Genomic DNA, 23,825 nt, shown 5'->3' on the forward strand with positions numbered 1-23,825 from the left:
TGAAAAAAACAGTACGTATAAATACAGACGGTGAAGAAATAAGCTCTAATTATGAACATTTGTAAACAAAGGTCAAGATATTTTATTTTGTGCAACAGAGATGTGATATATGAAAAATGTAATTTATTAATTTATTAATTTATTAATGCACTTAGCAATTTTAAAAGACCTATAGGCTTATTTTCTTTTATTGAGTTCATAGCCCGCCGTGCGTCAATGTTTCCCAAGCATAATGGAAACGGCCTGGCGAGGAGAGATCGGTGCTTTTCATCCAGCGAGTAGTATTGGGGAGCGAGAGCTTTTCTTGTCGGGCATAGTGGTTATAGCCAATAAATAATGTACCGGTGAATCCACCTAATCGACTGATTTTGTTTGAGCATAATCCATCAGGAATCACTGGATGCGCGCTGTCCAACGGGGCGTTGAACTCCATGGCGGCGATCAGCCGTTGGCGGCCCTCTTTGTAGAGATCCGTGCCCTGAATACGGGCGATTTCTGCCATATCAATAAAGGCGGCCAGCCCATAAGCAGAATGCTCAAGGTCGCGGCAGGTTTCCTGAATTTGGCCGTTAAAGAAGGTGCCTTGCTTCTGCCCCGACCAGTAGTTTTCTCTCTGTGCGGTGGTGTGTAATTTAGGGCAATCGGCAACGGTCTTAGGCATATCGCCATCTTGTGACAGATAGATATAAGCGGGTAACTCTTGTCGCCAACGTTGCAGCGCCTCGTTATACATGGACTGGTTATCGCTAAAGATAGCAATATTCATTTTGGCTTCGCTGATAGTAGCCAGCCAATTGCCAAAGTAACAACGCGTATCCTGACTATTGATGCTGGCGATATATTGCGTGCTCAGCATTGTCTTGAATTTATCAATGTCGCTATTGGACCAACCAGAATAGGTGGCGCGAATAATCTCCGCCGCTTTGGGCCACATGGCCCCCGTCCAGGCAGCCTGTAATGCCCGGTTGCTATTGGTGTGGCCTTGTTTCAGGGTATTCGCCCACGCGTTCATGATGTTAACGGCGTTTTTGGCGTAGGTTTGATTGCCGGTCATCATCCACAGCAGTGCCTGGCTGTATGCCGCTCTGGCGTCTTTACGTTCCACCGCACAAGCAGGATTGGGAGGCGTGCCATCCCGTGGGCCGCAATCTATTACTGACCAATCCGCCTGTGGCTGGTAGGTCAGACTGCCGGTCGGGTCATGTTGGAGACGTTCAAAAGCCGATTTCCACGGCTGCTCACCGGCAGCGACTTTGGCTTTTACCGCCCGTAAGCTGGAGGTGGTATTGATAATTCCGGGATGAACAAAAGCGAAACTGGCGGTAGAAGTAAGCAATCCGGCCAGCAAAATAACCGTCGACTGAATGGCCATGCTGCTTTTGGCTATCAATATTAATAGGTTTTTTAACATGTTATTTGCTGCCAATCAGGTGATAGAAACGCGCTTAGCGGTAAGTACTCACAAAGGCGCGGTATTTACTCAGTACCAGTAGAAAATCTTCAATGCCGCAGAACGACAGGCTCTCTTCGTCGTAATAGCTCATGCCTTCTTCGATCTCGTCGCCGTCGAATTCTAACTGGTTGGCTCGGATCATCACTTCTTCACCATCGAGCCACAGCGTGTATTCTTTGCCTTCTAGCTGCCAGCTGCGCTCGCTGCCTTTTAACTCGGTGGCGGCGGCCTCGACCTTATCCAGTACCGAGAAATCTCCGGCTACTTCTTCATTTAACCAATGGCCAATGACTTCATGGCCCATAGAGAAACGAACCTGCACCTTGCCAGTGATATCACGCAGAAAATCGTAGTCCATTGTCTCATCTCCGATAAGCGAATCTTGTTAGCGATACCCGCATCTGGACAAATGGCAGGCAATAAAAAAGGAGGCCGAAGCCTCCTTGTCTTTCAATGGCGCAAATATAGCGATTTACACCGCAGTTTGGAAGATCACGCCATCGGCTTTTTCAGTGTACTCAGGCAGCTTGTCGAAGTTCAGATAACGGTAGGTATCTACCGCGGTCTTATCAACTTGCGCCATGTATCCTTGGTACTCTTCTGGCGTTGGCAAGCGTCCCAGCAGGGAAGCAACTGCAGCCAGTTCAGCAGAGGCCAGATACACGTTAGCGCCTGTACCTAAACGGTTAGGGAAGTTACGCGTTGAGGTTGATACCACGGTTGCGCCGTCAGCAACACGCGCCTGGTTACCCATGCACAGTGAACAACCTGGGATCTCAATACGCGCACCGCTCTTACCAAAGACGCTGTAGTAACCTTCTTCAGTCAACTGAGCGGCGTCCATTTTAGTTGGTGGCGCAACCCAAAGGCGAGTTGGCAACTGGCCTTTATGGCTATCAAGCAGTTTACCTGCCGCACGGAAGTGACCGATGTTGGTCATGCAAGAACCGATGAATACTTCGTCGATTTTGCTGTTCTGCACGGTAGACAGCAGACGCGCGTCATCTGGATCGTTTGGTGCACAAAGAATTGGCTCTTTGATGTCAGCCAGATCGATTTCGATCACTGCGGCGTACTCTGCATCGGCATCGCCTTCCAGCAGTTTAGGATCCGCCAACCAAGACTCCATCCCTTTGATACGACGCTCGATGGTACGACGATCGCCGTAGCCTTCAGAGATCATCCATTTCAGCAGGACAATGTTGGAGTTCAGGTATTCGGTAATCGGCGCTTGGTCGAGCTTGATGGTACAACCCGCGGCAGAACGTTCAGCAGAGGCATCCGCCAGTTCAAACGCTTGTTCTACTTTCAGCTCTGGCAAGCCTTCGATTTCCAGAATGCGGCCAGAGAAGATGTTTTTCTTACCTTTCTTCTCAACAGTCAGCAGGCCTTCCTGAATTGCGTAGTAAGGGATGGCATGAACCAGGTCACGTAAGGTGATCCCCGGCTGCATTTTACCTTTGAAACGCACCAGTACAGATTCTGGCATATCCAGTGGCATGACGCCGGTTGCCGCCGCAAAGGCGACCAGACCAGAACCTGCCGGGAAGGAGATCCCGATTGGGAAACGAGTATGGGAGTCACCGCCGGTACCTACGGTGTCTGGCAGCAACATACGGTTCAACCATGAGTGGATGATGCCGTCGCCCGGACGCAGAGAAACCCCGCCACGGTTCATAATGAAGTCTGGCAGCGTGTGGTGAGTGGTCACGTCAACCGGCTTAGGATAAGCGGCGGTATGACAGAATGACTGCATCACCAAATCAGCAGAGAAGCCCAGACAAGCCAAGTCTTTCAGCTCATCGCGGGTCATTGGGCCAGTGGTATCCTGAGAACCAACAGAGGTCATCTTAGGTTCGCAGTATTCTCCTGGACGCACGCCAGCTACGCCACAAGCGCGGCCAACCATTTTCTGTGCCAATGAGAAGCCTTTGTTGCTTGCCGCAACAGGCTTAGCAATACGGAATACTTCGCTTTGTGGCAGTTTCAACGATTCACGGGCTTTCGTGGTTAAACCACGGCCGATAATCAATGGAATACGGCCACCGGCGCGAACTTCATCCAACAAGACGTCGGTTTTCAGCTCGAAAGTGGCGATCACTGCATCGGTGTCGTGGTTACGCACTTCGCCTTTGTATGGATAGATGTCGATAACATCACCCATATTCAGGTTAGAAACGTCCACTTCGATTGGCAATGCACCGGCATCTTCCATGGTGTTGAAGAAGATTGGCGCAATTTTACCACCGAGCACCACGCCGCCGCCGCGCTTGTTTGGCACATGAGGGATATCATCGCCCATGAACCACAGCACGGAGTTAGTCGCAGATTTACGAGAAGAACCGGTACCCACAACGTCACCAACATAAGCCAGAGGGAAGCCTTTCTTGTTCAGCTCTTCGATCTGTTTGATTGGGCCAACAACGCCTGGTTGATCTGGGTTAATACCTTCACGTTCACTTTTCAACATCGCCAGTGCGTGCAGTGGGATATCTGGACGGGACCAGGCATCCGGTGCAGGCGACAGATCGTCGGTGTTGGTTTCGCCGGTCACTTTAAATACAGTGACGGTGATTTTCTCGGCCAATTCCGGGCGAGAAAGATACCATTCGGCATCGGCCCAGGATTGCAGAATTTGTTTAGCGTAGGTATTGCCCGCCTGTGCTTTCTCTTCGACATCATAGAAGTTGTCAAACATCAGCAGAGTGTGCGACAAGGCTTTAGCGGCAGTTGCTGCCAGCTTCTCGTCTTCCAACGCTTCGATTAAAGGATGAATGTTGTAACCGCCCTGCATTGTACCCAACAGTTCAATGGCTTTTTCAGGGGTGACAAGTGGGGAAGTGGTTTCGCCTTTGGCGACAGCAGCCAGGAATCCGGCTTTAACATAGGCGGCTTCATCGACGCCAGGGGGTACACGGTTGATCAGCAGGTCCAACAGGACGTCTTCTTCACCTTTCGGTGGATTTTTCAGGGATTCAACCAGACCGGCCATTTGTGAAGCATCGAGTGGCTTAGGGACGATGCCCTCAGCAGCACGCTCGGCTACGTGCTTACGGTATTCTTCTAGCACGACTCTCTCCTCGCTCATTGTCATTTATTATGTCTTGCTTCCATCATCAAGCCGGATGAAACCTGTAGGTCGTAGAGGGTTTTCAGGCGGTTGATCGCCGGGCAACTGCAGATAGGTCACAGTCTTGATGCTAAGACAGCAGCGCAAAGGACAGCGCCCGGGTGAACGGAGCCAGCATAGCAGGATTTCTGCTAGTTGTTAATTCGTTCACATAAAAGCAACATTAAATCTTTGCTGAATCGTTGCACGCAGAGTAATCACCTCCACTCTGTGACACTCACGCATAAAGATGGCGTATCGCGCCGCCCTTTTCACCTTTCAAGCACATCCTGCTAATCTGGCAAATATGTCAAATCAACCAGTTAGGTAATTAAATATAATAAGTGTGTCCAAACTGGCCTATGACTTGCATCAACCCTACTGTTTTCTCATTCTTATAAGGCAATAAAAATCATGTCTCTGAATAAATTTCATAAAATTGCACTCTGTAGTCTTATTCTCTGTGGTTATGCGCATGCGGAAACCCTGACCGGTACCCTAAAAAAAATTGACGATCAGAATCTGATTACCGTCGGTTATCGCGAGTCTAATACCCCGTTCTCTTATAAAACAGACGGTGTGCAACCTATTGGTTACTCTCAGGAATACTCCAACAAGATTGTTGACGCCATTAAAAAGCGTCTGCACAAAGATAATTTGACGGTTAAGTATATTTCGATCACTTCTCCAAATCGTATCCCGTTGTTAAGAAACGGTGTTTACGATTTTGAATGTGGTTCGACAACCAATAATCCAGAACGCCAACAACAGGTCGAGTTTTCTAACAGCATCTTTGTGATTGGTACTCGTTTATTAGTAAACAAGAATTCAGGTATTCATGATTTCGCTGATCTAGCCGGTAAAGCAGTCTCCACCACCGGCGGGACCACATCTGAGATCATACTGAATAAAATGAATGCTGACAAAAAGATGCAAATGCGCATTATTAGTGCACAAGAAGGGGGAGCATCTGCGTTTTATACCCTGGAAACTGGACGCGCAGCTGCCTTTATGATGGATGATGCCCTGCTAGCCGGAGAGCGCGCTAAAGCACGCAAGCCGGGAGATTGGGATATTGTCGGCACACCGCAATCGCACGAAGCTTACGGCTGTATGATGCGTAAGGACGACCCGCAATTTGCCAAGCTAGTCAACGACACCATTGCTGAGGCGCAAACCTCCGGTGAAGCAGAAAAATGGTATACACGCTGGTTTACCCAACCTATTCCACCAAAAAATATGAATCTGAATTTTGCGCTATCTGACGATATGAAAGCATTGTTCAAGCATCCGAATAATCAGGCGCTGTGATGATAAAACATATCCATCATGACAGTGATTGCTATGTGAAAGCATAAAATCAAACATAAAAAAACGGCACCTTTTCGGATGCCGTTTTTATCGTCCAACCACTATCTTCTAACGACTAAGAAATATTACTTTTTCTTAGCTTTAGGGTTAGGCAAGTCGGTGATGCTACCTTCGTAGATCTCGGCTGCCAGACCAACAGATTCGTGCAGCGTTGGGTGAGCATGAATGGTCAATGCCAGGTCTTCTGCATCACAACCCATCTCGATTGCCAGGCCGATTTCGCCCAACAGTTCGCCGCCGTTGCTACCAACAATCGCACCACCGATAACACGGTGAGATTCTTTGTCGAAGATAAGCTTGGTGATACCTTCTGCGCAATCGGAAGCGATAGCACGGCCAGACGCCGCCCAAGGGAAGGTCGCAGTTTCGTAACTGATGCCTTTCTCTTTTGCTTCTTTCTCGGTCAGGCCAACCCAAGCAACTTCTGGCTCGGTGTAAGCAATCGATGGGATCACTTTCGGATCGAAGTAATGTTTCATGCCGGCGATAACTTCTGCTGCAACGTGACCTTCGTGCACACCTTTGTGTGCCAGCATTGGCTGACCGACGATGTCGCCGATAGCAAAGATGTGAGGTACGTTAGTACGCAGTTGTTTGTCAACGTGGATGAAGCCACGGTCGTCAACTTCAACGCCAGCAGCGCCAGCATTCAGAGACTTACCGTTAGGTACGCGGCCGATAGCAACCAGTACCGCGTCATAACGCTGTGGTTCTGCCGGTGCTTTTTTACCTTCCATTGTCACGTAGATGCCGTCTTCTTTGGCTTCTACCGCAGTGACTTTGGTTTCCAGCATCAGATTGAACTGCTTGCTGATTTTCTTGGTAAAGACTTTAACCACGTCTTTATCAGCAGCCGGGATAACCTGGTCAAACATTTCTACCACGTCAATCTGTGAACCCAGCGCGTGATAAACGGTACCCATTTCCAGACCGATGATACCACCGCCCATGACCAGCAGACGTTCTGGGACTGATTTCAGCTCCAGTGCATCTGTAGAGTCCCATACGCGTGGGTCTTCATGTGGAATGAATGGCAGATTGATTGGACGGGAACCCGCCGCAATGATCGCATTGTCGAAGGTGATAGTCGTTGGACCATTTTCGCCTTCCACAACCATAGTATTCGCGCCAGTAAATTTGCCCAAGCCGTTAACGACTTTGACTTTACGGCCTTTTGCCATACCAGCCAGACCACCGGTCAGTTGGTTGATGACTTTTTCTTTCCAGAGACGGACTTTATCAATGTCGGTTTTCGGCTCACCGAAAACGATGCCGTGCTCAGCCAAAGCTTTAGCTTCAGAAATCACTTTAGCAACGTGCAGCAGGGCTTTAGAAGGGATACAACCCACGTTCAGACATACGCCACCCAGGGTGGAATAACGCTCAACGATGATGGTTTCGAGACCTAAATCAGCGCAACGGAAAGCGGCAGAATAACCAGCAGGACCAGCCCCAAGTACCACGACCTGAGTTTTAATTTCAGTACTCATCATGACCTCTTAATTGATTGTCCGGCGGGTCAGACGTCAATTTAACGCGCGTCCATTTGCGAACGCAGTACGCAACGTCCTTCATCCACCGGGACGCATACACCGCGAGAAGTTTACAGAATTGTTAATAATCTGCAAACAAAGTTCGGGTGACCTGAGTCTCAACAATCTTGTCGACTCATGTAATAACAGCCAACAAGACACAAAAACTAGCTTATACCCGCTACCATTTGAGTGACAGGAGTAATCGCGCGATATCGAACCGGGACTAAAAATAAGGCCGGCAAACTGGCCGGCCTTACCGAGATTACATCACCAGACGACGAATATCTGATAGTACGTTGTTAATAATGGTAATGAAGCGTGCACCATCAGCACCGTCAATTACACGGTGGTCGAAGGAGAGCGACATTGGCATCATCAGACGCGGTACGAACTCTTTACCGTTCCACACTGGCTCCATCGCGGACTTGGAGACACCCAGGATAGCCACTTCTGGCGCGTTAACGATTGGCGCGAAGTGAGTCGTCCCGATACCGCCCAAGCTAGAGATAGTGAAGCAACCGCCCTGCATTTCGCCAGCAGTCAACTTACCATCACGCGCTTTCTTGGAGATAGCCATCAGTTCACGAGATAGCTCAGCAATGCCTTTCTTGTTCACGTCTTTGAAGACTGGAACAACCAGACCGTTTGGCGTATCAACCGCAACACCGATGTTGATGTATTTTTTCAACGTCAGTTTCTGGCCATCTTCAGACAGAGAGCTGTTGAAGCGTGGCATTTGCTCAAGCGCCGCGGCAACCGCTTTCATGATGAAGACCACTGGGGTGAATTTCACATCCAGTTTGCGTTTAGCCGCTTCATCATTCTGTTGCTTACGGAACGCTTCCAACTCAGTGATATCGGTTTTGTCGAAATGCGTAACGTGCGGGATCATCACCCAGTTACGGCTCAGGTTAGCACCAGAGATTTTCTGGATACGACCCAATTCAACTTCTTCGATTTCACCAAACTTGCTGAAGTCAACTTTCGGCCATGGCAACATGCCTGGCAGACCGCCGCCCGTTGCCGCAGCTGGTGCTGCTTCCGCACGTTTAACCGCGTCTTTCACGTAAGCCTGTACGTCTTCGCGCAGGATACGGCCTTTACGACCCGTCCCTTTAACTTTCGCCAGGTTAACGCCAAATTCACGAGCCAAGCGACGAATAACCGGCGTTGCATGCACATAGGCAGCATTCTCGGTGAATTCGCTCTTACCCGCAGAGGCCGCTGGTGCCGCTGCTTTTTGCTCTTGCTTAGCTGGAGCAGGCGCTGCCGCTTGTTCTTGTTTCGCTGCAGGGGCCGCTGCTGGTGCAGCACCTTCTACTTCGAAGACCATGATCAGAGAGCCGGTGCTAACTTTATCGCCAGCAGCAATTTTGATCTCTTTAACAGTACCGGCAAATGGTGCTGGTACTTCCATTGAGGCTTTGTCGCCTTCAACGGTGATCAGAGACTGTTCAGCCGCAACTTTGTCGCCAACTTTAACCATGATCTCGGTCACTTCAACTTCATCACCGCCGATGTCTGGTACGTTAACGTCTTTGCTACCAGAAGCCGCTGGTGCTGGTGCCGCTGCAGGTTGTGCTGGCGCCGCGCTTGCTGCAGCCGCTGGAGCCGCAGAACCTGCAACTTCGAAGACCATGATCAGAGAACCGGTGCTGACTTTGTCGCCCGCGTTCACTTTAATCTCTTTAACCACACCAGCGAAAGGCGCTGGTACTTCCATTGACGCTTTGTCGCCTTCAACAGTCAGCAGTGACTGTTCAGCCGCAACGGTGTCGCCAACTTTAACCATGATCTCGGTAACTTCTACTTCATCACCGCCGATATCTGGTACTTGAACGTCTTTGCTTGCGCTAGCCGCTGCAGCAGCAGGTGCCGGAGCAGCCGCTTTCTCTTCAGCTTTAGCTGGAGCCGCAGCCCCCTCAGCAGATTCAAATACCATGATCAGTTTGCCAGTCTCGACTGTGTCGCCAACCGCAACTTTAATCTCTTTAATCACACCAGCTTGTGGTGAAGGCACTTCCATAGAAGCTTTGTCGCCTTCGACAACGATCAGCGATTGCTCAGCGTCAACTTTGTCGCCCACTTTCACCAGGATCTCGGTGACTTCTACTGCATCTGCGCCGATATCCGGTACATTAATTTCAATAGCCATCTGTCTTTACCTCTTACGCCAGACGCGGGTTAACTTTGTCAGCATCGATGCCAAACTTGGTGATGGCTTCAGCCACAACCTTCACATCGATCTCGCCACGTTTAGCCAATTCGCCCAGAGCTGCAACAACCACATAAGAAGCATCAATTTCAAAGTGGTGACGCAGGTTTTCACGGCTGTCAGAACGACCGAAGCCGTCAGTACCCAGCACGCGGAAATCGCTAGCAGGAACGAAGTTACGAATCTGCTCAGCGAACAGCTTCATGTAGTCGGTTGAAGCAACAACCGGCGCATCGTTCATCACTTGAGCAACGTAAGGTACGCGTGGTGCTTCAGTTGGGTGCAGCATGTTCCAACGCTCACAATCCTGACCATCACGAGCCAGTTCGGTGAACGAGGTTACGCTGTACACGTCAGAACCTACGCCGTAATCGTTAGCCAGGATCTGAGCCGCTTCACGTACGTGACGCAAGATTGAGCCAGAGCTCATCAACTGCACTTTACCTTTGCTACCAGACAGGGTTTCTAACTTGTAGATACCTTTACGGATGCCTTCTTCCGCGCCTTCTGGCATGGCTGGCATGTGGTAGTTTTCGTTCAGTGTCGTGATGTAGTAATAGATGTTTTCTTGTGCATCACCATACATGCGACGCAGACCGTCTTGCATGATAACCGCAACTTCATAAGCGTAAGCTGGATCGTAAGAGATACAGTTAGGGATAGTCAGAGACTGAATATGGCTATGACCATCTTCGTGCTGCAGACCTTCACCGTTCAATGTAGTACGACCAGAAGTACCACCGATCAGGAAGCCACGAGCCTGTTGGTCACCCGCTGCCCAGCACAGGTCGCCGATACGTTGGAAACCGAACATTGAGTAGTAGATGTAGAACGGGATCATTGGCAGATCGTTGGTGCTGTAAGACGTTGCAGCAGCCAGCCATGAAGAACCTGCGCCCAGTTCGTTGATCCCTTCTTGCAGGATCTGGCCTTTTTCGTCTTCTTTGTAGTAAGCAACTTGCTCACGGTCTTGCGGAGTATATTGCTGACCGTTCGGGCTGTAGATACCAATCTGACGGAACAGACCTTCCATACCGAAGGTACGTGCTTCATCGGCGATAATTGGCACAACGCGCTCTTTGATAGAGTCGTTCTTCAACATCACGTTCAGGGCACGAACGAAAGCGATAGTGGTAGAGATTTCTTTCTTCTGCTCTTCCAGCAGCTGAGAGAACTCAGCCAGCTCTGGGATTTCCAGTTTCTGAGTGAAGTTAGGCAGACGAGTCGGCACATAACCTTTCAGTGCAGCACGACGCTCATGCAGGTATTTGTACTCTGCAGAATCTTTGTCCAACTGGATGAAAGGCAGTTTTTCCAGATTTTCATCGCTGACAGGTACATTGAAACGGTCACGGATGTAACGCACGCCGTCCAGGTTCATTTTCTTAACCTGGTGAGCGATGTTTTTACCTTCCGCCGTTTCACCCATGCCATAACCTTTAATGGTATGTGCCAGGATTACAGTTGGTTGGCCTTTGGTTTCCTGCGCTTTTTTCAGTGCAGCAAAGACTTTCTTAGGATCATGACCGCCACGGTTCAGGGCCCAGATCTGCTCATCAGACCAATCTTTCACCAGCTCAGCGGTTTCTGGGAAGCGACCGAAGAAGTGCTCACGCACATAAGCGCCATTTTTAGACTTGAAGGTCTGGTAGTCGCCGTCAACGGTTTCGTTCATCAGTTGGATCAGTTTACCGCTGGTATCTTTACGCAGCAGTTCATCCCAACGATCGCCCCAGATAACTTTAATCACGTTCCAGCCAGCACCTGCAAAGATACCTTCCAGTTCGTTGATAATTTTGCCATTACCAGTAACCGGGCCATCAAGGCGCTGCAAGTTACAGTTAATCACGAAGCACAGGTTGTCCAGTTTCTCACGGGTAGCAATGGTGATTGCACCTTTAGATTCTGGCTCATCCATCTCACCGTCACCCAGGAACGCATAAACGCGCTGAGCAGAGGTTTCTTTCAGGCCACGGTGTTCCAGGTATTTCAGGAACTTAGCTTGATAGATAGCACCGATTGGACCCAGACCCATTGAAACGGTAGGGAACTGCCAGAATTCAGGCATCAGTTTAGGGTGCGGGTAAGATGACAGACCTTTACCGTGAACTTCCTGGCGGAAGTTGTTCATTTGCTCTTCGGTCAGACGGCCTTCAAGGAAAGCACGTGCGTACACACCAGGAGAGATATGGCCTTGGAAATAAACCAAGTCGCCGCCATCTTTCTCGTTGCGCGCACGGAAGAAGTGGTTGAAGCACACTTCGTAGAAGGTCGCAGAAGACTGGAAGGATGACATGTGGCCACCGAGTTCCAAATCTTTCTTCGAGCCGCGCAGAACGGTCATGATTGCGTTCCAGCGGATCGCAGAACGAATGTTACGTTCAAGCTCCAGGTTACCCGGATATTCTGGTTCTTCTTCAACAGGAATAGAGTTGATGTAGTCACGGTTTGCTGCACCAGCAGCAACTTTGACGCCACCTTTACGTGCTTCACCCAGTACCTGGTCGATCAGGTATTGTGCACGTTCAACGCCCTCTTCACGGATGACCGATTCGATCGCTTGTAGCCAGTCGCGAGTTTCGATCGGATCCACGTCATTATTTACACGTTCTGACATGGTACTTTTCCTTATCTGTCTCTAATACTTAGGTTTATCTGGAGCCTGTCTTCCTGTGCTGTCATAGATATATCAACACACGAAGACAGGCCCGCCAGTTTAGATGCTGCGCACTCTCAATCAATAAGAGCTAAAATTTAACCCAAAGGTTAGATTTCATCCCTACGCTGCTGCAGACGCCTTAATGATCGATCCCGGCGACTGTGTTCTCTGGTGAGATCCAGCAAAACTTCTTCAATAAATGCCAAGTGGCGATGTGATGCTTCGCGTGCCTTCTCAGGCTCACGCGCAACAATTGCCTCAAAAATCCTGGCGCGGTGACTGCTCACCATTGCCAACATTTCACGGCGTGAATAAAGCAGTTCAAAGTTTTGTCGAACATTCTTTTCAAGCATCGGCCCCATACAGCGGAGCAGATGCAGTAGAACCACATTATGTGTTGCTTCTGTTACAGCGACTTGATACTGCATAACCGCATCGGCTTCTGCATCAAGGTCGCCGCTATCTTGTGCCTGCTGAATCACTACATGGCAATCACGGATACGTTGAATATCCTCATCGGTGCCTCGTAGCGCAGCATAATAAGCAGCAATCCCCTCGAGCGCATGACGCGTCTCCAGCAGATCAAATTGTGATTCAGGATGGTCGGCGAGTAACTCAGTTAGCGGATCGCTAACGCTCTGCCATAGATTAGTTTGCACAAATGTGCCCCCGCCTTGGCGGCGCAACAGCAATCCTTTCGCCTCTAGGCTCTGGATAGCTTCACGTAACGAAGGCCGCGAAACATCGAACTGCTTCGCCAGCTCACGTTCAGGCAATAGCTTTTCGCCGGGGCGCAATGTCCCTTCAAGGATCAAAGATTCAAGCTGTTTCTCGATCACATCGGATAGCTTTGGCTGTCGAATTTTGCTGTAGGCCATGTACCTATTGCGCCTGCCTTTTTTTTGCGTTTTACCGGGCGGAGTAAATTGGTAATACCAATTTAATAAATCGTGGCCGTAAAGTAACAAAGTATTTACCGAGTGTCCATATCATGCCTTTCTAAAACCCCTTTGCCGGGCACCTTTTAACAAAAAATTATCATCTCTATTTTTGCTGTGCTAACCCTCACATTTTGAAGATATCATCACAATTTCGCATGATTTGTTTATTAGTTAGACAATTAGCGAATAAAGCAGATGCAAACTTCGCCGCTTATCATTATTCTTGGCAAAACGGTAGGCCGTGCTAATTTTTTTACCTATGGCAACCGTAAATAATTGGATACATCAGGTGTAATCATTGCCTTACATCATAAAAATAGCCCTGTAGGGTTTCCTGCTCGGCGTATTAGAAACAGAGGATAGAAAATGGATGATCGGCAAAAAGGCGATGAACTGAAGCGCGGCCTCAAGAACCGACATATTCAGCTAATTGCTTTAGGCGGTGCCATCGGTACCGGACTTTTTCTGGGTATTGCTCAGACCATTAAAATGGCCGGGCCTTCGGTTATTTTGGGTTATGCCATTGGTGGATTGATTGCTTTTTTAATCATGCGCCAACTTGGAGAAATGGTTGTAGAAGAGCCGGTTGCCGGTTCCTTTAGTCATTTTGCTTTTAAATACTGGGGTAATTTTGCAGGCTTCGCATCTGGCTGGAATTACTGGGTACTTTACGTTCTGGTGGCAATGGCAGAACTGTCAGCCGTCGGGATTTACGTACAATATTGGTGGCCAGAGATCCCAACCTGGGTCTCTGCACTCGCTTTCTTCGTGCTAATCAATGTCATCAATCTTAGCAACGTCAAGATGTACGGTGAGATGGAGTTTTGGTTTGCGATTATCAAAGTGGTCGCTATTGTCGGCATGATAGTCTTTGGTGCCTGGTTACTCGCCAGCGGCCACGGCGGCCCAGAAGCAACCGTCACCAATCTGTGGGCGCAAGGTGGCTTCTTCCCGAACGGTGTTCAGGGATTAGTTATGGCAATGGCCGTAATTATGTTCTCCTTTGGTGGCTTGGAATTAGTCGGTATCACCGCAGCAGAAGCGGCCGATCCTGAACGCAGTATTCCAAAAGCGACCAATCAGGTTATTTATCGTATTCTGATTTTCTATATTGGTTCTTTGGCTATCCTGCTTTCTCTCTATCCATGGGGTAAAGTCGTCGAAGGCGGCAGTCCGTTCGTCCTGATTTTCCATGCGTTAGATAGCAATGTTGTCGCGACCATCCTAAATATCGTGGTACTAACAGCGGCGCTGTCGGTTTATAACAGCTGTGTTTATAGCAATAGCCGCATGTTATTCGGTCTTGCTAAGCAAGGTAACGGGCCAAAATCGCTATTAAAAGTCGACCGTCGCGGTGTGCCAATTGTGGCGATTGGCATTTCAGCCTTGGCCACAGCGCTGTGCGTATTGATTAACTACGTAATGCCGGGCAAAGCCTTTGAGCTGTTGATGGCGTTGGTAGTCTCTGCGCTGGTTATCAACTGGGCGATGATAAGTTTAGCTCACTTGAAATTTCGTCAGGCCAAAGAGCGTGAAGGCGTTACCACCAAGTTCAAAGCATTACTTTATCCATTGGGTAACTATATTTGCCTGGCGTTTGTCTGCTTTATCTTGATTATCATGTATATGACGCCGGGCATTCGTATCTCGGTGATTATTCTTCCGGTATGGCTGCTGATATTGGCAGTCGGTTATTGGTTCAAAGGCAAAGCCAATAAATAAAACGACCAGCGTGAAAAATCTATAGCGGATGTATTTACTCAATACTCTGCGCGCATGAATCAAACGCCCGGTAAGCAATTATCGGGCGTTTTGTTTGTTAGCAACTCACCCAATACCGATAAATATAAGAGACATAGAGAGACACAGTAGGTTTTCTTAAGCTAGCCTGGCATAGTTAGCTAAATCGATAACATGATGCGCTAACATCTGGATGATATTCGCATGGCTGCTGTCAACCGCTGGACACACGAGCAATTACTGGTCGCTTTTACTTTGTATAGCCAAATCCCTTTTGGCAAACTCCACGCCAGAAACCCCGATATTATCCACTACGCCAATCTGATTGGGAGAACCCCCTCAGCACTCGCTATGAAACTGGTCAATATAGCTAGCCTGGACCCGTTTATTATTGAATCGGGGAGAAGCGGATTAAAAGGGGCATCCAATGCAGACCGTGAACTCTGGATAGAAATGGATCAAAATGCCGACGTTTTTACCCAAAAGTGTCAACAGGCAATGCAGTATTTCGAAAAACCTGCTCCAGAATTAACATTGCATGACAGTGAGATAAAAGATTTTAGCGGCAGAGAAAGAACAACAATTATCAGAGCACGCGTCGATCAACAATTATTCCGCAAACACGTGTTGGAAGCCTACGAGCATCGCTGCTGCCTGACTGAATTAGAAGAACCCGCGTTATTAATTGCCAGCCACATTCGTCCGTGGAGTCACAGCGTTGAACATCGCTTAAACCCAAGTAATGGGCTGTGCCTATCCAGCCTGCATGACAAAGCCTTCGACCGCGGCTTAATGACCTTCAACGAACATCTTGAAATGGTGTTATCACCGCAGATCAAGAAGTTAAAAAGTTCTATCAGCGAAGAAAACTTCGCCAAATATGAAGGAAAGCGACTGCGTTTACCCGTGCGGTATTTGCCAGATGATAAGCAACTGGCCTACCACAGAGAAAACATTTTCTTGAGCGGTAATGAATAAGCACAGAGACAAAAAAGGCGCAGTCATACAATATTCTGCGCCCTCTTCTCATTATGATTGTCTAAACATAGTCACTACATCAACGTGCCATAAATCGTCAGTAATGCGACTACCACCAAACTAATGATGGTCACTTTGCGCGCCATGCTGACCGCTAAACGTGGGGTCTGCACCGGGTCGATATGAGTATCTCGCGCCAGTGAGAACTGCGCTAATCGAGTCAGTACCTGATATTGCGAAGAGTGGATATCGCCCAAAGAGGCAAACCAGGCTGGCAAGGCTCTTTCACCATGCCCAATCAAAGCATAAGCCACGCCGACCAAGCGTACAGGCACCCAATCGAGAATATGCAGGATGCTGTCTACACCAGACTTCGCACGTTTTAGCGGTGTCGAATGGCGTGCTAACCAGGTCTGGTAGCCACGCAATGCCGCGTATCCTCCTAGCGCAATCGGGCCATAAGGACCTGCTACCATCAGCCAAAATATCGGGGCGATATAATAGCGGAAGTTAATCCACAACAACGCATTCTGTAACTCGCGTAAGCGGTCTTCTTGTGTACAGTCAATCGGCAAACCGTGTATCAAAGCCAGTTCTTCAGCCATCTGTGAGCAGGCATCAACGTCGTTTTGGCGGGCAGACTTAAGATAAGCACGATAATGTTTGCGCATAATCCCTGCACCGATACATAACAGGCCAATAACCACCCATAACACCAGATGTGGTACACCAAACATTATCCCGTCTACCGTACGCAATAATGCCCAAATGATCGCCATCCAAATAATGATTATTGCCAGGGTTTTAGCCAGAGACGTCTGATGCCCCCAACGAAATACTCGTTCAAAACGATGATCCAGTTGCCAATGTTCACCGAGCTTAAACAAACGCTCCCAGGCCAAGACCAGCAATAAAGTAAATAACGTCATGTGATCGCCACTCTCTCTTATGACTGCTTACCAAGTAAAAACCAGGCTTAATGCGCTGAAAATTTACGACTTATTAATTCATAACAAATTGATTGATAGACTATTTATCCAGAACATTGAATGTATTGTTCACAACATTCAATGTCGCACGATAACGAAGCCAATCGAACTCCGGGCCAGGATCGGTTTTACGTCCCGGAGCGATATCACTGTGCCCCGTAATCTGGTCAAGTGTAATCGGATAGTTATCGATCAACAAATCAGTCACTTCGCTCAGGCATTGATATTGCGCATCAGTAAAGGGCCGATCGTCAGTCCCTTCCAGTTCAATACCTATCGAAAAATCATTGCAGCGCTCACGGCCTTGCCAGTTCGATACCCCCGCATGCCAGGCACGTTTATCGAAGGCGACATACTGCACCAGTTCACCATCTCGACGGATGAGACAATGTGCCGCGACACGCAGATGTTTAATTTGCTCAAAGAAAGGATCATCATCCGGGTTTAGCGTACCGGTAAATAGCTGATCAATGTAAGGCCCACCAAATTTACCCGGCGGCAAACTTATATTGTGGATAACGAGTAATGAAGGGATTTCATCTTCAGGACGAGAGTCGTAATGAGGAGAGATAACTCGCCTGGCACCGATAATCCATCCTTGTTCTAACTGCATCACTGACCTCACTACAGACTCATTTTATTATTAGGTAATAGTAATCCTAACCACAGGTTAGCATGTTTTCCAACTCGTCCAATCTGCCATTTCAACGTTTTAGCCCTTCATCTTGAGTAACCGCATTGAAGGTTCAATTTTCCAAACCTCTCGCAATTTTTCTGTATCACTTGTCGACCCACTTTTTATTTTGCGTGATGTCGCGCAACGCCAAAACCTCAGTCTGGTGGTTGGCTGACGACTAGGCTAACTTTCCTGAGCCATCACCAGGGCAATTATCTATCTCAAGGAAAGGAGACATATCATGCAACAACAGGGATTCTCGCTGATCGAATTAATGGTCGTGATTGGCATTATTGGTATCCTCAGCGCAATTGGCATTCCTGCCTACCAAACCTACACCCAAAAAGCGGCGCTCACCGATATGCTGCAAACGATGGTGCCTTATAAAACCGCCGTCGAACTTTGTAGCATTGATCGCGGTACATTGAGCGTGTGTGAAAATGGCGTACAAAGCATCCCAGACAATAAGTCATCGCGCTACACCAGTTCTGTGGCAGTAAAAGCTGGGGTTATCTCACTTATCGGGCAACAGACGCTAAATGGATTAACCGTGGTCATGACGCCAAAGGTCAATACCAAAAGCGGCGAACTTAGCTGGCAGCGCAGCTGTAGCAACGCGACCAACGAAGGAATGGCCGACGCGTGCAAACAAGTCTTCCACTTCGGTGATACCGGTGACAGCAAATGAACGCGCCATCAATAAGCCCCAAAATAGCCCCCGCCAGTAAACGAAATGTACAGGCACAACGCGAACTCCAGGCAACGCTATCTGAAGTCTGTCATCGTTATCGCGCCATCTTTTTAACCAACGACTCATATCGAGTACGAATCGCCTGTCCTGAGGATATGCCTGAGATTAGCCAACTGGCGGAAGCTTTGCGCTTTGCAAGCGGGTTGAAAGTTGATATTGAGCAATGGCCACCAGCCCGAATAGAACAAGCCATGCAACAAGCCGGTTCTTCCGCTGAAGCATCAGCTAGCGCCGAGCCACAAGCGCATGAAGGGTTGGAAAATGATAATGAAACGCCGGTCGTCACCTTTATCAACCAAACATTGAAGATGGCTATTATGCGGCGAGCTTCGGATGTTCACATTGAAAGTTATGAAAATCACATTCGGATAAGAGTCCGTATTGATGGAGTATTACAGGTTCTACCGAGCCCCGACTTTTCACTGGCGGCGAGCCTATGTGCGCGACTGAAGATTATGGGGCAACTCAATGTGGCGGAGCGCCGTTTGCCGCAAGATGGTCAACTCTCGGTTGCCTTGGATAACCAGCGCTATTCCATGCGTATCGCCACCCTGCCAACGCAACACGGTGAAAAAATTGTACTGAGGATCCTGCATATGACTCAGCAGGATTTATCAATGGAACAGTTGGGGCTATCGACGGAGGATCTTAAAAACTATCTCAATGCGCTGAATACACCACAAGGCTTAATTTTAGTTACCGGGCCGACCGGTAGTGGCAAAACGGTTACGCTGTACAGCGGGTTAAGGTATCTCAATACCCCAGAGCGTAATATTTGTAGTGTCGAAGATCCGATTGAAATCCCGGTTAGCGGGATCAACCAAACGCAGATCAACATCAAAACCGATCTCAACTTTGCCAAAGTACTACGTGCTCTTCTACGCCAAGATCCTGATGTGATCATGGTTGGTGAGATACGCGACAGCGAAACGGCCGATATTGCGGTGAAAGCCGCACAAACCGGGCATTTAGTTTTATCCACGCTGCATACCAACTCGACTATTGATACTTTAAGCCGTCTGGGGCAGATGGGCGTTGAGGGTTACCACATCGCCGCCAGTCTGCGATTAGTCATTGCCCAAAGGCTGGTTCGTAAACTTTGCCCACATTGCCGCCAACCACACCAACATATCGTCGGTATTGAATCCAATGGCCAACCGCGCCAGCAAGAAGTGTGGCAGGCAGTAGGATGTGATCGCTGCTTTTCTGGTTATTACGGAAGAGTGGGGATTTACGAAATATTGCAAATTAGCACAGAGCTACAAAATGCGTTGGTATCCGGCAGTAATAGTAAGCAACTGCGAGACATTGCGCGCCAGCAACACCAAATTAGTTTATTTGATGCAGGAATGGCGTTAGTTGAACAAGGAGTCACCTCGTTAGAGGAGCTATATCGAGTGATCGGGGAAAATAGCGAATCATGAACCGGGCTTCTCAACGTCTACGCTTATTTCACTGGCAGGCGATAGATGGGCCAGGCAATCTGCACTTTGGTGACAGCATTGCCGAAAATCCACAACGCGTATTGCAACAGCTCACGCTTGCCGGGATGCAACCCATCTCGGTAAAAAGTAGACAAAAGCTGAATCGACAATATTGGCAAGGTACAGAACGCATCGCCTTTATCAGACAGCTTGCCACTCTGCTACAAACCGGTTTACCGTTGGTCAATAGCCTGGAGCTGCTGGCAAAAGATCATCCTAAACCAGCGTGGGCATGTGTACTCATTGAAATATCCAAAGCAGTAAAGCAAGGCCAACCGCTATCACAGGTGCTTAAGGAATATCCTCAGGTCTTCCCCAATATCTTTCGCCAGGTTATTTCTATTGGCGAACTGACCGGCCAGCTAGAAAACTGCTGCTTACAGCTGGCGTTACAGCAAGAACAACAAAGCAGGCTACAAGCCAAAGTCAAAAAGGCGTTGCGCTATCCGCTGATCGTAAGCGTTATTGCCTTGCTGGTAACCTTGCTGATGCTAACTATGGTGCTGCCAGAATTTGCTAAAATCTACGCCTCTTTTGGTGCAAAACTCCCTTGGTTTACTCAGGCTTTGATTACCTTGTCCGGCATACTCATTCATTACGGGCCTTATCTCGGCTTACTGCTCGGCCTGCTATGTAGCGGCTATTTACGCTATTGGCATCCACAGAAACAGTGGCAATGGCGCGAACAACAGCTGATGCTGCGCTTACCCGTCCTCGGTAGATTAATCAGTCATAGCAACCTATCGCAGTTGTTTCAAACCTTGGTGCTGACACAGCACGCAGGTATGACGCTGAGTGCAGGGCTGACTGCCGCTGCACAATCTGCCTCCAACCTACATTTTCAGCAGGCTATTGATGCTGCGAAAACGCAGTTAATGCAAGGTATCGCGCTACATATTGCGTTAAGAGATTCACCGCTCTTCCCACCGCTATGCCAGCAGCTAGTGCGCATTGGTGAAGAGTCAGGGTCGCTAGATGTGCTGCTAGAAAAACTGGCCCAGTGGCATAATCAACAGGCTAACGAACTGACAGATAATCTGGCCGAGATGCTCGAACCAATGATGATGGTGATAATGGGGGTCATTGTCGGTGGGCTGGTTATTGCGATGTATTTGCCGATCTTTCATATGGGGTCGGCAATGGGATAGCGGTAGCAGAATTTGCTACCGCATGATGTTCATAGACGATTTCGCAGACGATCAGTTACTGCCGAACAGACGGTTTTCCTGCTCTGCTACACGAATAAAGGTGGTGCGTTTAGTCAGCTCTTTCAACCGTTCTGCGCCGACATAGGTGCATGCTGAACGCAGCCCACCGAGAATATCCCGCACGGTATTGTCAACCGGGCCTCGCAACGGCAGCTTAACGGTTTTACCTTCCGCCGCTCGATATTCGGCAACACCGCCAACGTGGCGTTTCATCGCAGACTCTGAGCTCATCCCGTAGAACAACATAAATTTGTCGCCGTTCTCTTCAACAACGGTACCTTCACACTCTTCATGCGCTGCCAGCATACCGCCAAGCATCACAAAATCTGCTCCGCCACCGAATGCTTTGGCAACGTCACCAGGAACCGCGCAACCGCCATCACTAACAATTTGTCCGCCCAGACCATGCGCCGCATCAGCACATTCGATCACCGCAGACAGCTGAGGATAACCTACGCCGGTTTTCACTCTGGTCGTACAAACTGAGCCAGGGCCAATACCCACTTTTACCACATCAGCACCGGAGAGGATCAGCTCCTCGACCATTTCACCAGTCACGACATTACCCGCACAGATCACTTTATTTGGATAGGCTTCACGCACGCGTTGCAGGAACGCAACGAAATGTTCGGAGTAGCCGTTAGCGACATCGAGACAGATAAATTTTAACAATGGCGATAAAGCCAAAATCTGCTGCAATTTAACGAAGTCAGCATCAGATGTCCCGGTTGAGACCATAACATGGCGCAACACGGGTTCGTCATGTGTCGTAATAAAGGCCTGCCATTGTTCGACGCTGTAATGTTTATGGACTGCCGTCAATAAACCGAAGCTTGCCAGCACTTCCGCCATACGGAACGTCCCCACCGTATCCATATTAGCTGCGATAATGGGCGTGCCAGTCCAGCTATAGCCAGAGTGTTTGAAGGTAAAGGTACGTTCTAATTCAACTTCAGAACGGCTTTTGAGGGTTGAGCGCTTAGGGCGGATTAAAACATCTTTGAAACCGAGCTTCAGATCTTCTTCAATACGCATGGCTTGATTTGTCCTGGTTTGGGCTAAGACGATGTGAAAATATCGCCAGTGGGTTTAAAAATTGCACCATTTCCAGTGGTTTTATCATACTCAAGAATGGCTACACGGCAAGGGGCATTTTCTTACTTTGCTTTTGTGTAGCGCTGTAGCACAACATAAGAAAAGCGCGACTGTCGCGGCTTGCACTTATCGTCGATCTCTTTATCATTTAATCAGGCGACGTTGAGATCCCGGCATTAACCAGCTCACATCGGCGCATCTTGGACTATGATGGACACATTTAATGAATCATTTCAGAGCTAAACTATGAGCTATATCGTTGCGTTGACCGGAGGTATTGGCAGCGGCAAAAGTACTGTCGCCAACGCTTTTGCGACGAGAGGAGCCGCTATTGTCGATGCTGATGTTATTGCTCGCGAAGTCGTACAACCAGGCGAACCGGCATTGGAGGCATTAGCTCAACGATTTGGTAAACAAATTATTCATTCTGACGGCTCATTGAACCGTCCGTTACTGCGTGAAAAAATATTCAACAATAGCGAAGATAAACAATGGGTTAATAATCTTCTACATCCATTAATTCACGCAAGAACGCAGCAAATTTTCCGCGAAGCATCGGCCCCCTATATACTTTGGGTTGTGCCGCTACTGGTAGAAAATGGATTACAATCCAAGGCTAATCGGGTACTTGTGGTAGATGTTACGCCTGAAATTCAGCTATCACGAACCACGAAAAGAGATAACGTGAGCTTACAACAAGCTCAACAAATTATTAGTGCGCAGGTTTCAAGGCCACAGCGACTGGCCTATGCCGACGACATAATCGATAACAATAGTACTCCTGACACGATCGAACCCCGTGTTAAGGCATTACATAATTGTTATCTGAAATTAGCGGCTTCAGTGCCACGATAGGATATTGCCAACAATGAGTGATGTGGTTTCTACCGTTCTCTTTGAACATCCTTTAAATGAAAAAATGCGCACCTGGCTGCGGATTGAATTCTTATTGCAACAGTTACATGCCAACAATCAAATAAGCTCAATATCTTCCGCGCTGATTTTTTTCCGCACCGCGTCAGATCTACTCGATGTACTTGAGCGTGGCGAGATGCGTACCGAGCTTCTAAAAGAGCTGGAACGCCAACAACAGAAGTTATTGTCATGGGCTGACCTACCTGGTGTAGATATGTCAGTCGTCGATGGCTTGCGCCAGGAACTCAAACAGACAGCTACCACGTTGATGGCGGCACCACGTATCGGTCAGGCATTAAGAGAAGACCGACTTATCGCCCTGGTGCGTCAGCGTTTGGGTATCCCTGGTGGCTGCTGTAGTTTTGATTTGCCTACCCTGCATATCTGGCTACATCAGCCACAATTGCAGCGCGATCGTGATGTTCAGGAATGGTTAAATGGCTTACAACCGCTCAATAAAGCCTTAACCAGCGTGCTGGACTTGATTCGCCAGGCTGCACCGTTCCGCCAACACATCAGCCTGAATGGTTTTTTCCAAGATAATGCGGAAGGTGCTGACCTGCTTCGATTACGCTTGTCTTTGGATAATCAGCTTTACCCGCAAGTTTCTGGTCACAAAACCCGTTACGCCATTCGCTTCTTGCCACTCGATAGCGAAAAGGGCCAGGTTCCAGCCAGACTTACTTTTGAACTTGCCTGCTGCTAG

18 protein-coding genes are annotated in these 23,825 nt (G+C 48.6%); 8 read left to right on the top strand and 10 right to left on the bottom strand.

Going from position 1 to position 23,825, the window contains the following annotated elements; all coding sequences use genetic code 11:
* Nucleotides 1–196: 196 nt before the first annotated feature.
* From ACL9RG_RS09905 to acnB, 3 genes are all read right to left on the bottom strand, one after another.
* Entirely contained in the window at nt 197–1,411 is a 1,215-nt protein-coding gene (locus ACL9RG_RS09905; RefSeq protein WP_422792432.1) for an alginate lyase family protein, read from the bottom strand.
* 34 nt (nt 1,412–1,445) lie between these two features.
* The gene (yacL, locus tag ACL9RG_RS09910) at nt 1,446–1,811 is read right to left on the bottom strand and encodes a protein YacL (protein WP_422792433.1); all 366 of its coding nucleotides are present in this window, start codon (nt 1,809–1,811) and stop codon (nt 1,446–1,448) included.
* Between the two features lie 114 nt (nt 1,812–1,925).
* Nucleotides 1,926–4,523 (bottom strand): bifunctional aconitate hydratase 2/2-methylisocitrate dehydratase, encoded by a 2,598-nt coding sequence (gene acnB / locus ACL9RG_RS09915; RefSeq protein WP_422792434.1) that lies wholly within the window; start codon nt 4,521–4,523, stop codon nt 1,926–1,928.
* A 453-nt stretch (nt 4,524–4,976) separates the two neighbouring features.
* Between acnB and ACL9RG_RS09920 the strand changes: the two genes are divergently transcribed.
* Nucleotides 4,977–5,873, top strand: coding sequence for a glutamate/aspartate ABC transporter substrate-binding protein (locus tag ACL9RG_RS09920; protein ID WP_422792435.1), 897 nt, complete (start codon nt 4,977–4,979; stop codon nt 5,871–5,873).
* Nucleotides 5,874–5,998: 125 nt separating this feature from the next.
* On the opposite strand, the gene lpdA is transcribed toward ACL9RG_RS09920, so the two are convergent.
* The 4 genes from lpdA to pdhR all read right to left on the bottom strand — a co-directional run bounded on the left by lpdA (nt 5,999) and on the right by pdhR (nt 13,220).
* Nucleotides 5,999–7,423, bottom strand: a complete 1,425-nt coding sequence (gene lpdA, locus ACL9RG_RS09925) for a dihydrolipoyl dehydrogenase (RefSeq protein WP_422792602.1) — start codon at nt 7,421–7,423, stop codon at nt 5,999–6,001.
* A gap of 307 nt (nt 7,424–7,730) precedes the next feature.
* Nucleotides 7,731–9,623, bottom strand: a complete 1,893-nt coding sequence (aceF, locus tag ACL9RG_RS09930; protein ID WP_422792436.1) for a pyruvate dehydrogenase complex dihydrolipoyllysine-residue acetyltransferase — start codon at nt 9,621–9,623, stop codon at nt 7,731–7,733.
* A 13-nt stretch (nt 9,624–9,636) separates the two neighbouring features.
* On the bottom strand, nt 9,637–12,300 hold the full coding sequence (gene aceE / locus ACL9RG_RS09935; RefSeq protein ID WP_422792437.1) for a pyruvate dehydrogenase (acetyl-transferring), homodimeric type: 2,664 nt from the start codon (nt 12,298–12,300) through the stop codon (nt 9,637–9,639).
* Nucleotides 12,301–12,449: 149 nt separating this feature from the next.
* On the bottom strand, nt 12,450–13,220 hold the full coding sequence (pdhR, locus tag ACL9RG_RS09940) for a pyruvate dehydrogenase complex transcriptional repressor PdhR (RefSeq protein ID WP_422792438.1): 771 nt from the start codon (nt 13,218–13,220) through the stop codon (nt 12,450–12,452).
* 429 nt (nt 13,221–13,649) lie between these two features.
* On the opposite strand from pdhR, the gene ACL9RG_RS09945 reads away from it, so the two are divergent.
* Together ACL9RG_RS09945 and ACL9RG_RS09950 are read left to right on the top strand one after the other, a co-directional pair.
* Nucleotides 13,650–15,005, top strand: a complete 1,356-nt coding sequence (locus ACL9RG_RS09945; protein ID WP_422792439.1) for an amino acid permease — start codon at nt 13,650–13,652, stop codon at nt 15,003–15,005.
* Nucleotides 15,006–15,227: 222 nt separating this feature from the next.
* On the top strand, nt 15,228–16,001 hold the full coding sequence (locus tag ACL9RG_RS09950) for an HNH endonuclease (protein ID WP_422792440.1): 774 nt from the start codon (nt 15,228–15,230) through the stop codon (nt 15,999–16,001).
* Nucleotides 16,002–16,075: 74 nt separating this feature from the next.
* On the opposite strand, the gene ampE is transcribed toward ACL9RG_RS09950, so the two are convergent.
* Complete coding sequence (ampE, locus tag ACL9RG_RS09955; RefSeq protein ID WP_422792441.1) at nt 16,076–16,930, bottom strand: beta-lactamase regulator AmpE; 855 nt, start codon at nt 16,928–16,930, stop codon at nt 16,076–16,078.
* Nucleotides 16,931–17,030: 100 nt separating this feature from the next.
* A complete protein-coding gene (gene ampD / locus ACL9RG_RS09960) occupies nt 17,031–17,603 on the bottom strand; it encodes a 1,6-anhydro-N-acetylmuramyl-L-alanine amidase AmpD (protein ID WP_422792442.1) in 573 nt (190 codons plus the stop codon).
* 301 nt (nt 17,604–17,904) lie between these two features.
* Here ampD and ppdD point away from each other — a divergent pair, with 301 nt between their 5' ends.
* From ppdD to hofC, 3 genes are read left to right on the top strand one after another with little or no spacing between them, the layout of a single operon-like run.
* A complete protein-coding gene (gene ppdD, locus ACL9RG_RS09965; protein WP_422792603.1) occupies nt 17,905–18,354 on the top strand; it encodes a prepilin peptidase-dependent pilin in 450 nt (149 codons plus the stop codon).
* Nucleotides 18,351–19,841 carry a type II secretion system protein GspE gene (gspE, locus tag ACL9RG_RS09970; protein ID WP_422792443.1) on the top strand — a complete coding sequence of 497 codons (1,491 nt, stop codon included), beginning with the start codon at nt 18,351–18,353 and terminating at the stop codon, nt 19,839–19,841. The genes ppdD and gspE overlap by 4 nt, the downstream gene beginning before the upstream one ends.
* Nucleotides 19,838–21,049: a protein transport protein HofC gene (gene hofC / locus ACL9RG_RS09975; RefSeq protein ID WP_422792444.1), complete on the top strand. Its 1,212-nt coding sequence runs from the start codon at nt 19,838–19,840 to the stop codon at nt 21,047–21,049. Before gspE ends, hofC begins: the two co-directional genes overlap by 4 nt.
* Before the next feature lie 51 nt (nt 21,050–21,100).
* On the opposite strand, the gene ACL9RG_RS09980 is transcribed toward hofC, so the two are convergent.
* Nucleotides 21,101–22,144, bottom strand: a complete 1,044-nt coding sequence (locus ACL9RG_RS09980; protein WP_422792445.1) for a GMP reductase — start codon at nt 22,142–22,144, stop codon at nt 21,101–21,103.
* 306 nt (nt 22,145–22,450) lie between these two features.
* On the opposite strand from ACL9RG_RS09980, the gene coaE reads away from it, so the two are divergent.
* Nucleotides 22,451–23,059, top strand: coding sequence for a dephospho-CoA kinase (gene coaE, locus ACL9RG_RS09985; protein WP_422792446.1), 609 nt, complete (start codon nt 22,451–22,453; stop codon nt 23,057–23,059).
* Between the two features lie 13 nt (nt 23,060–23,072).
* On the top strand, nt 23,073–23,825 hold the full coding sequence (zapD, locus tag ACL9RG_RS09990) for a cell division protein ZapD (RefSeq protein WP_422792447.1): 753 nt from the start codon (nt 23,073–23,075) through the stop codon (nt 23,823–23,825).

The sequence above is a fragment of the Rouxiella sp. Mn2063 genome (genome assembly GCF_049319665.1).
Lineage (GTDB): Bacteria > Pseudomonadota > Gammaproteobacteria > Enterobacterales > Enterobacteriaceae > JBMOUD01.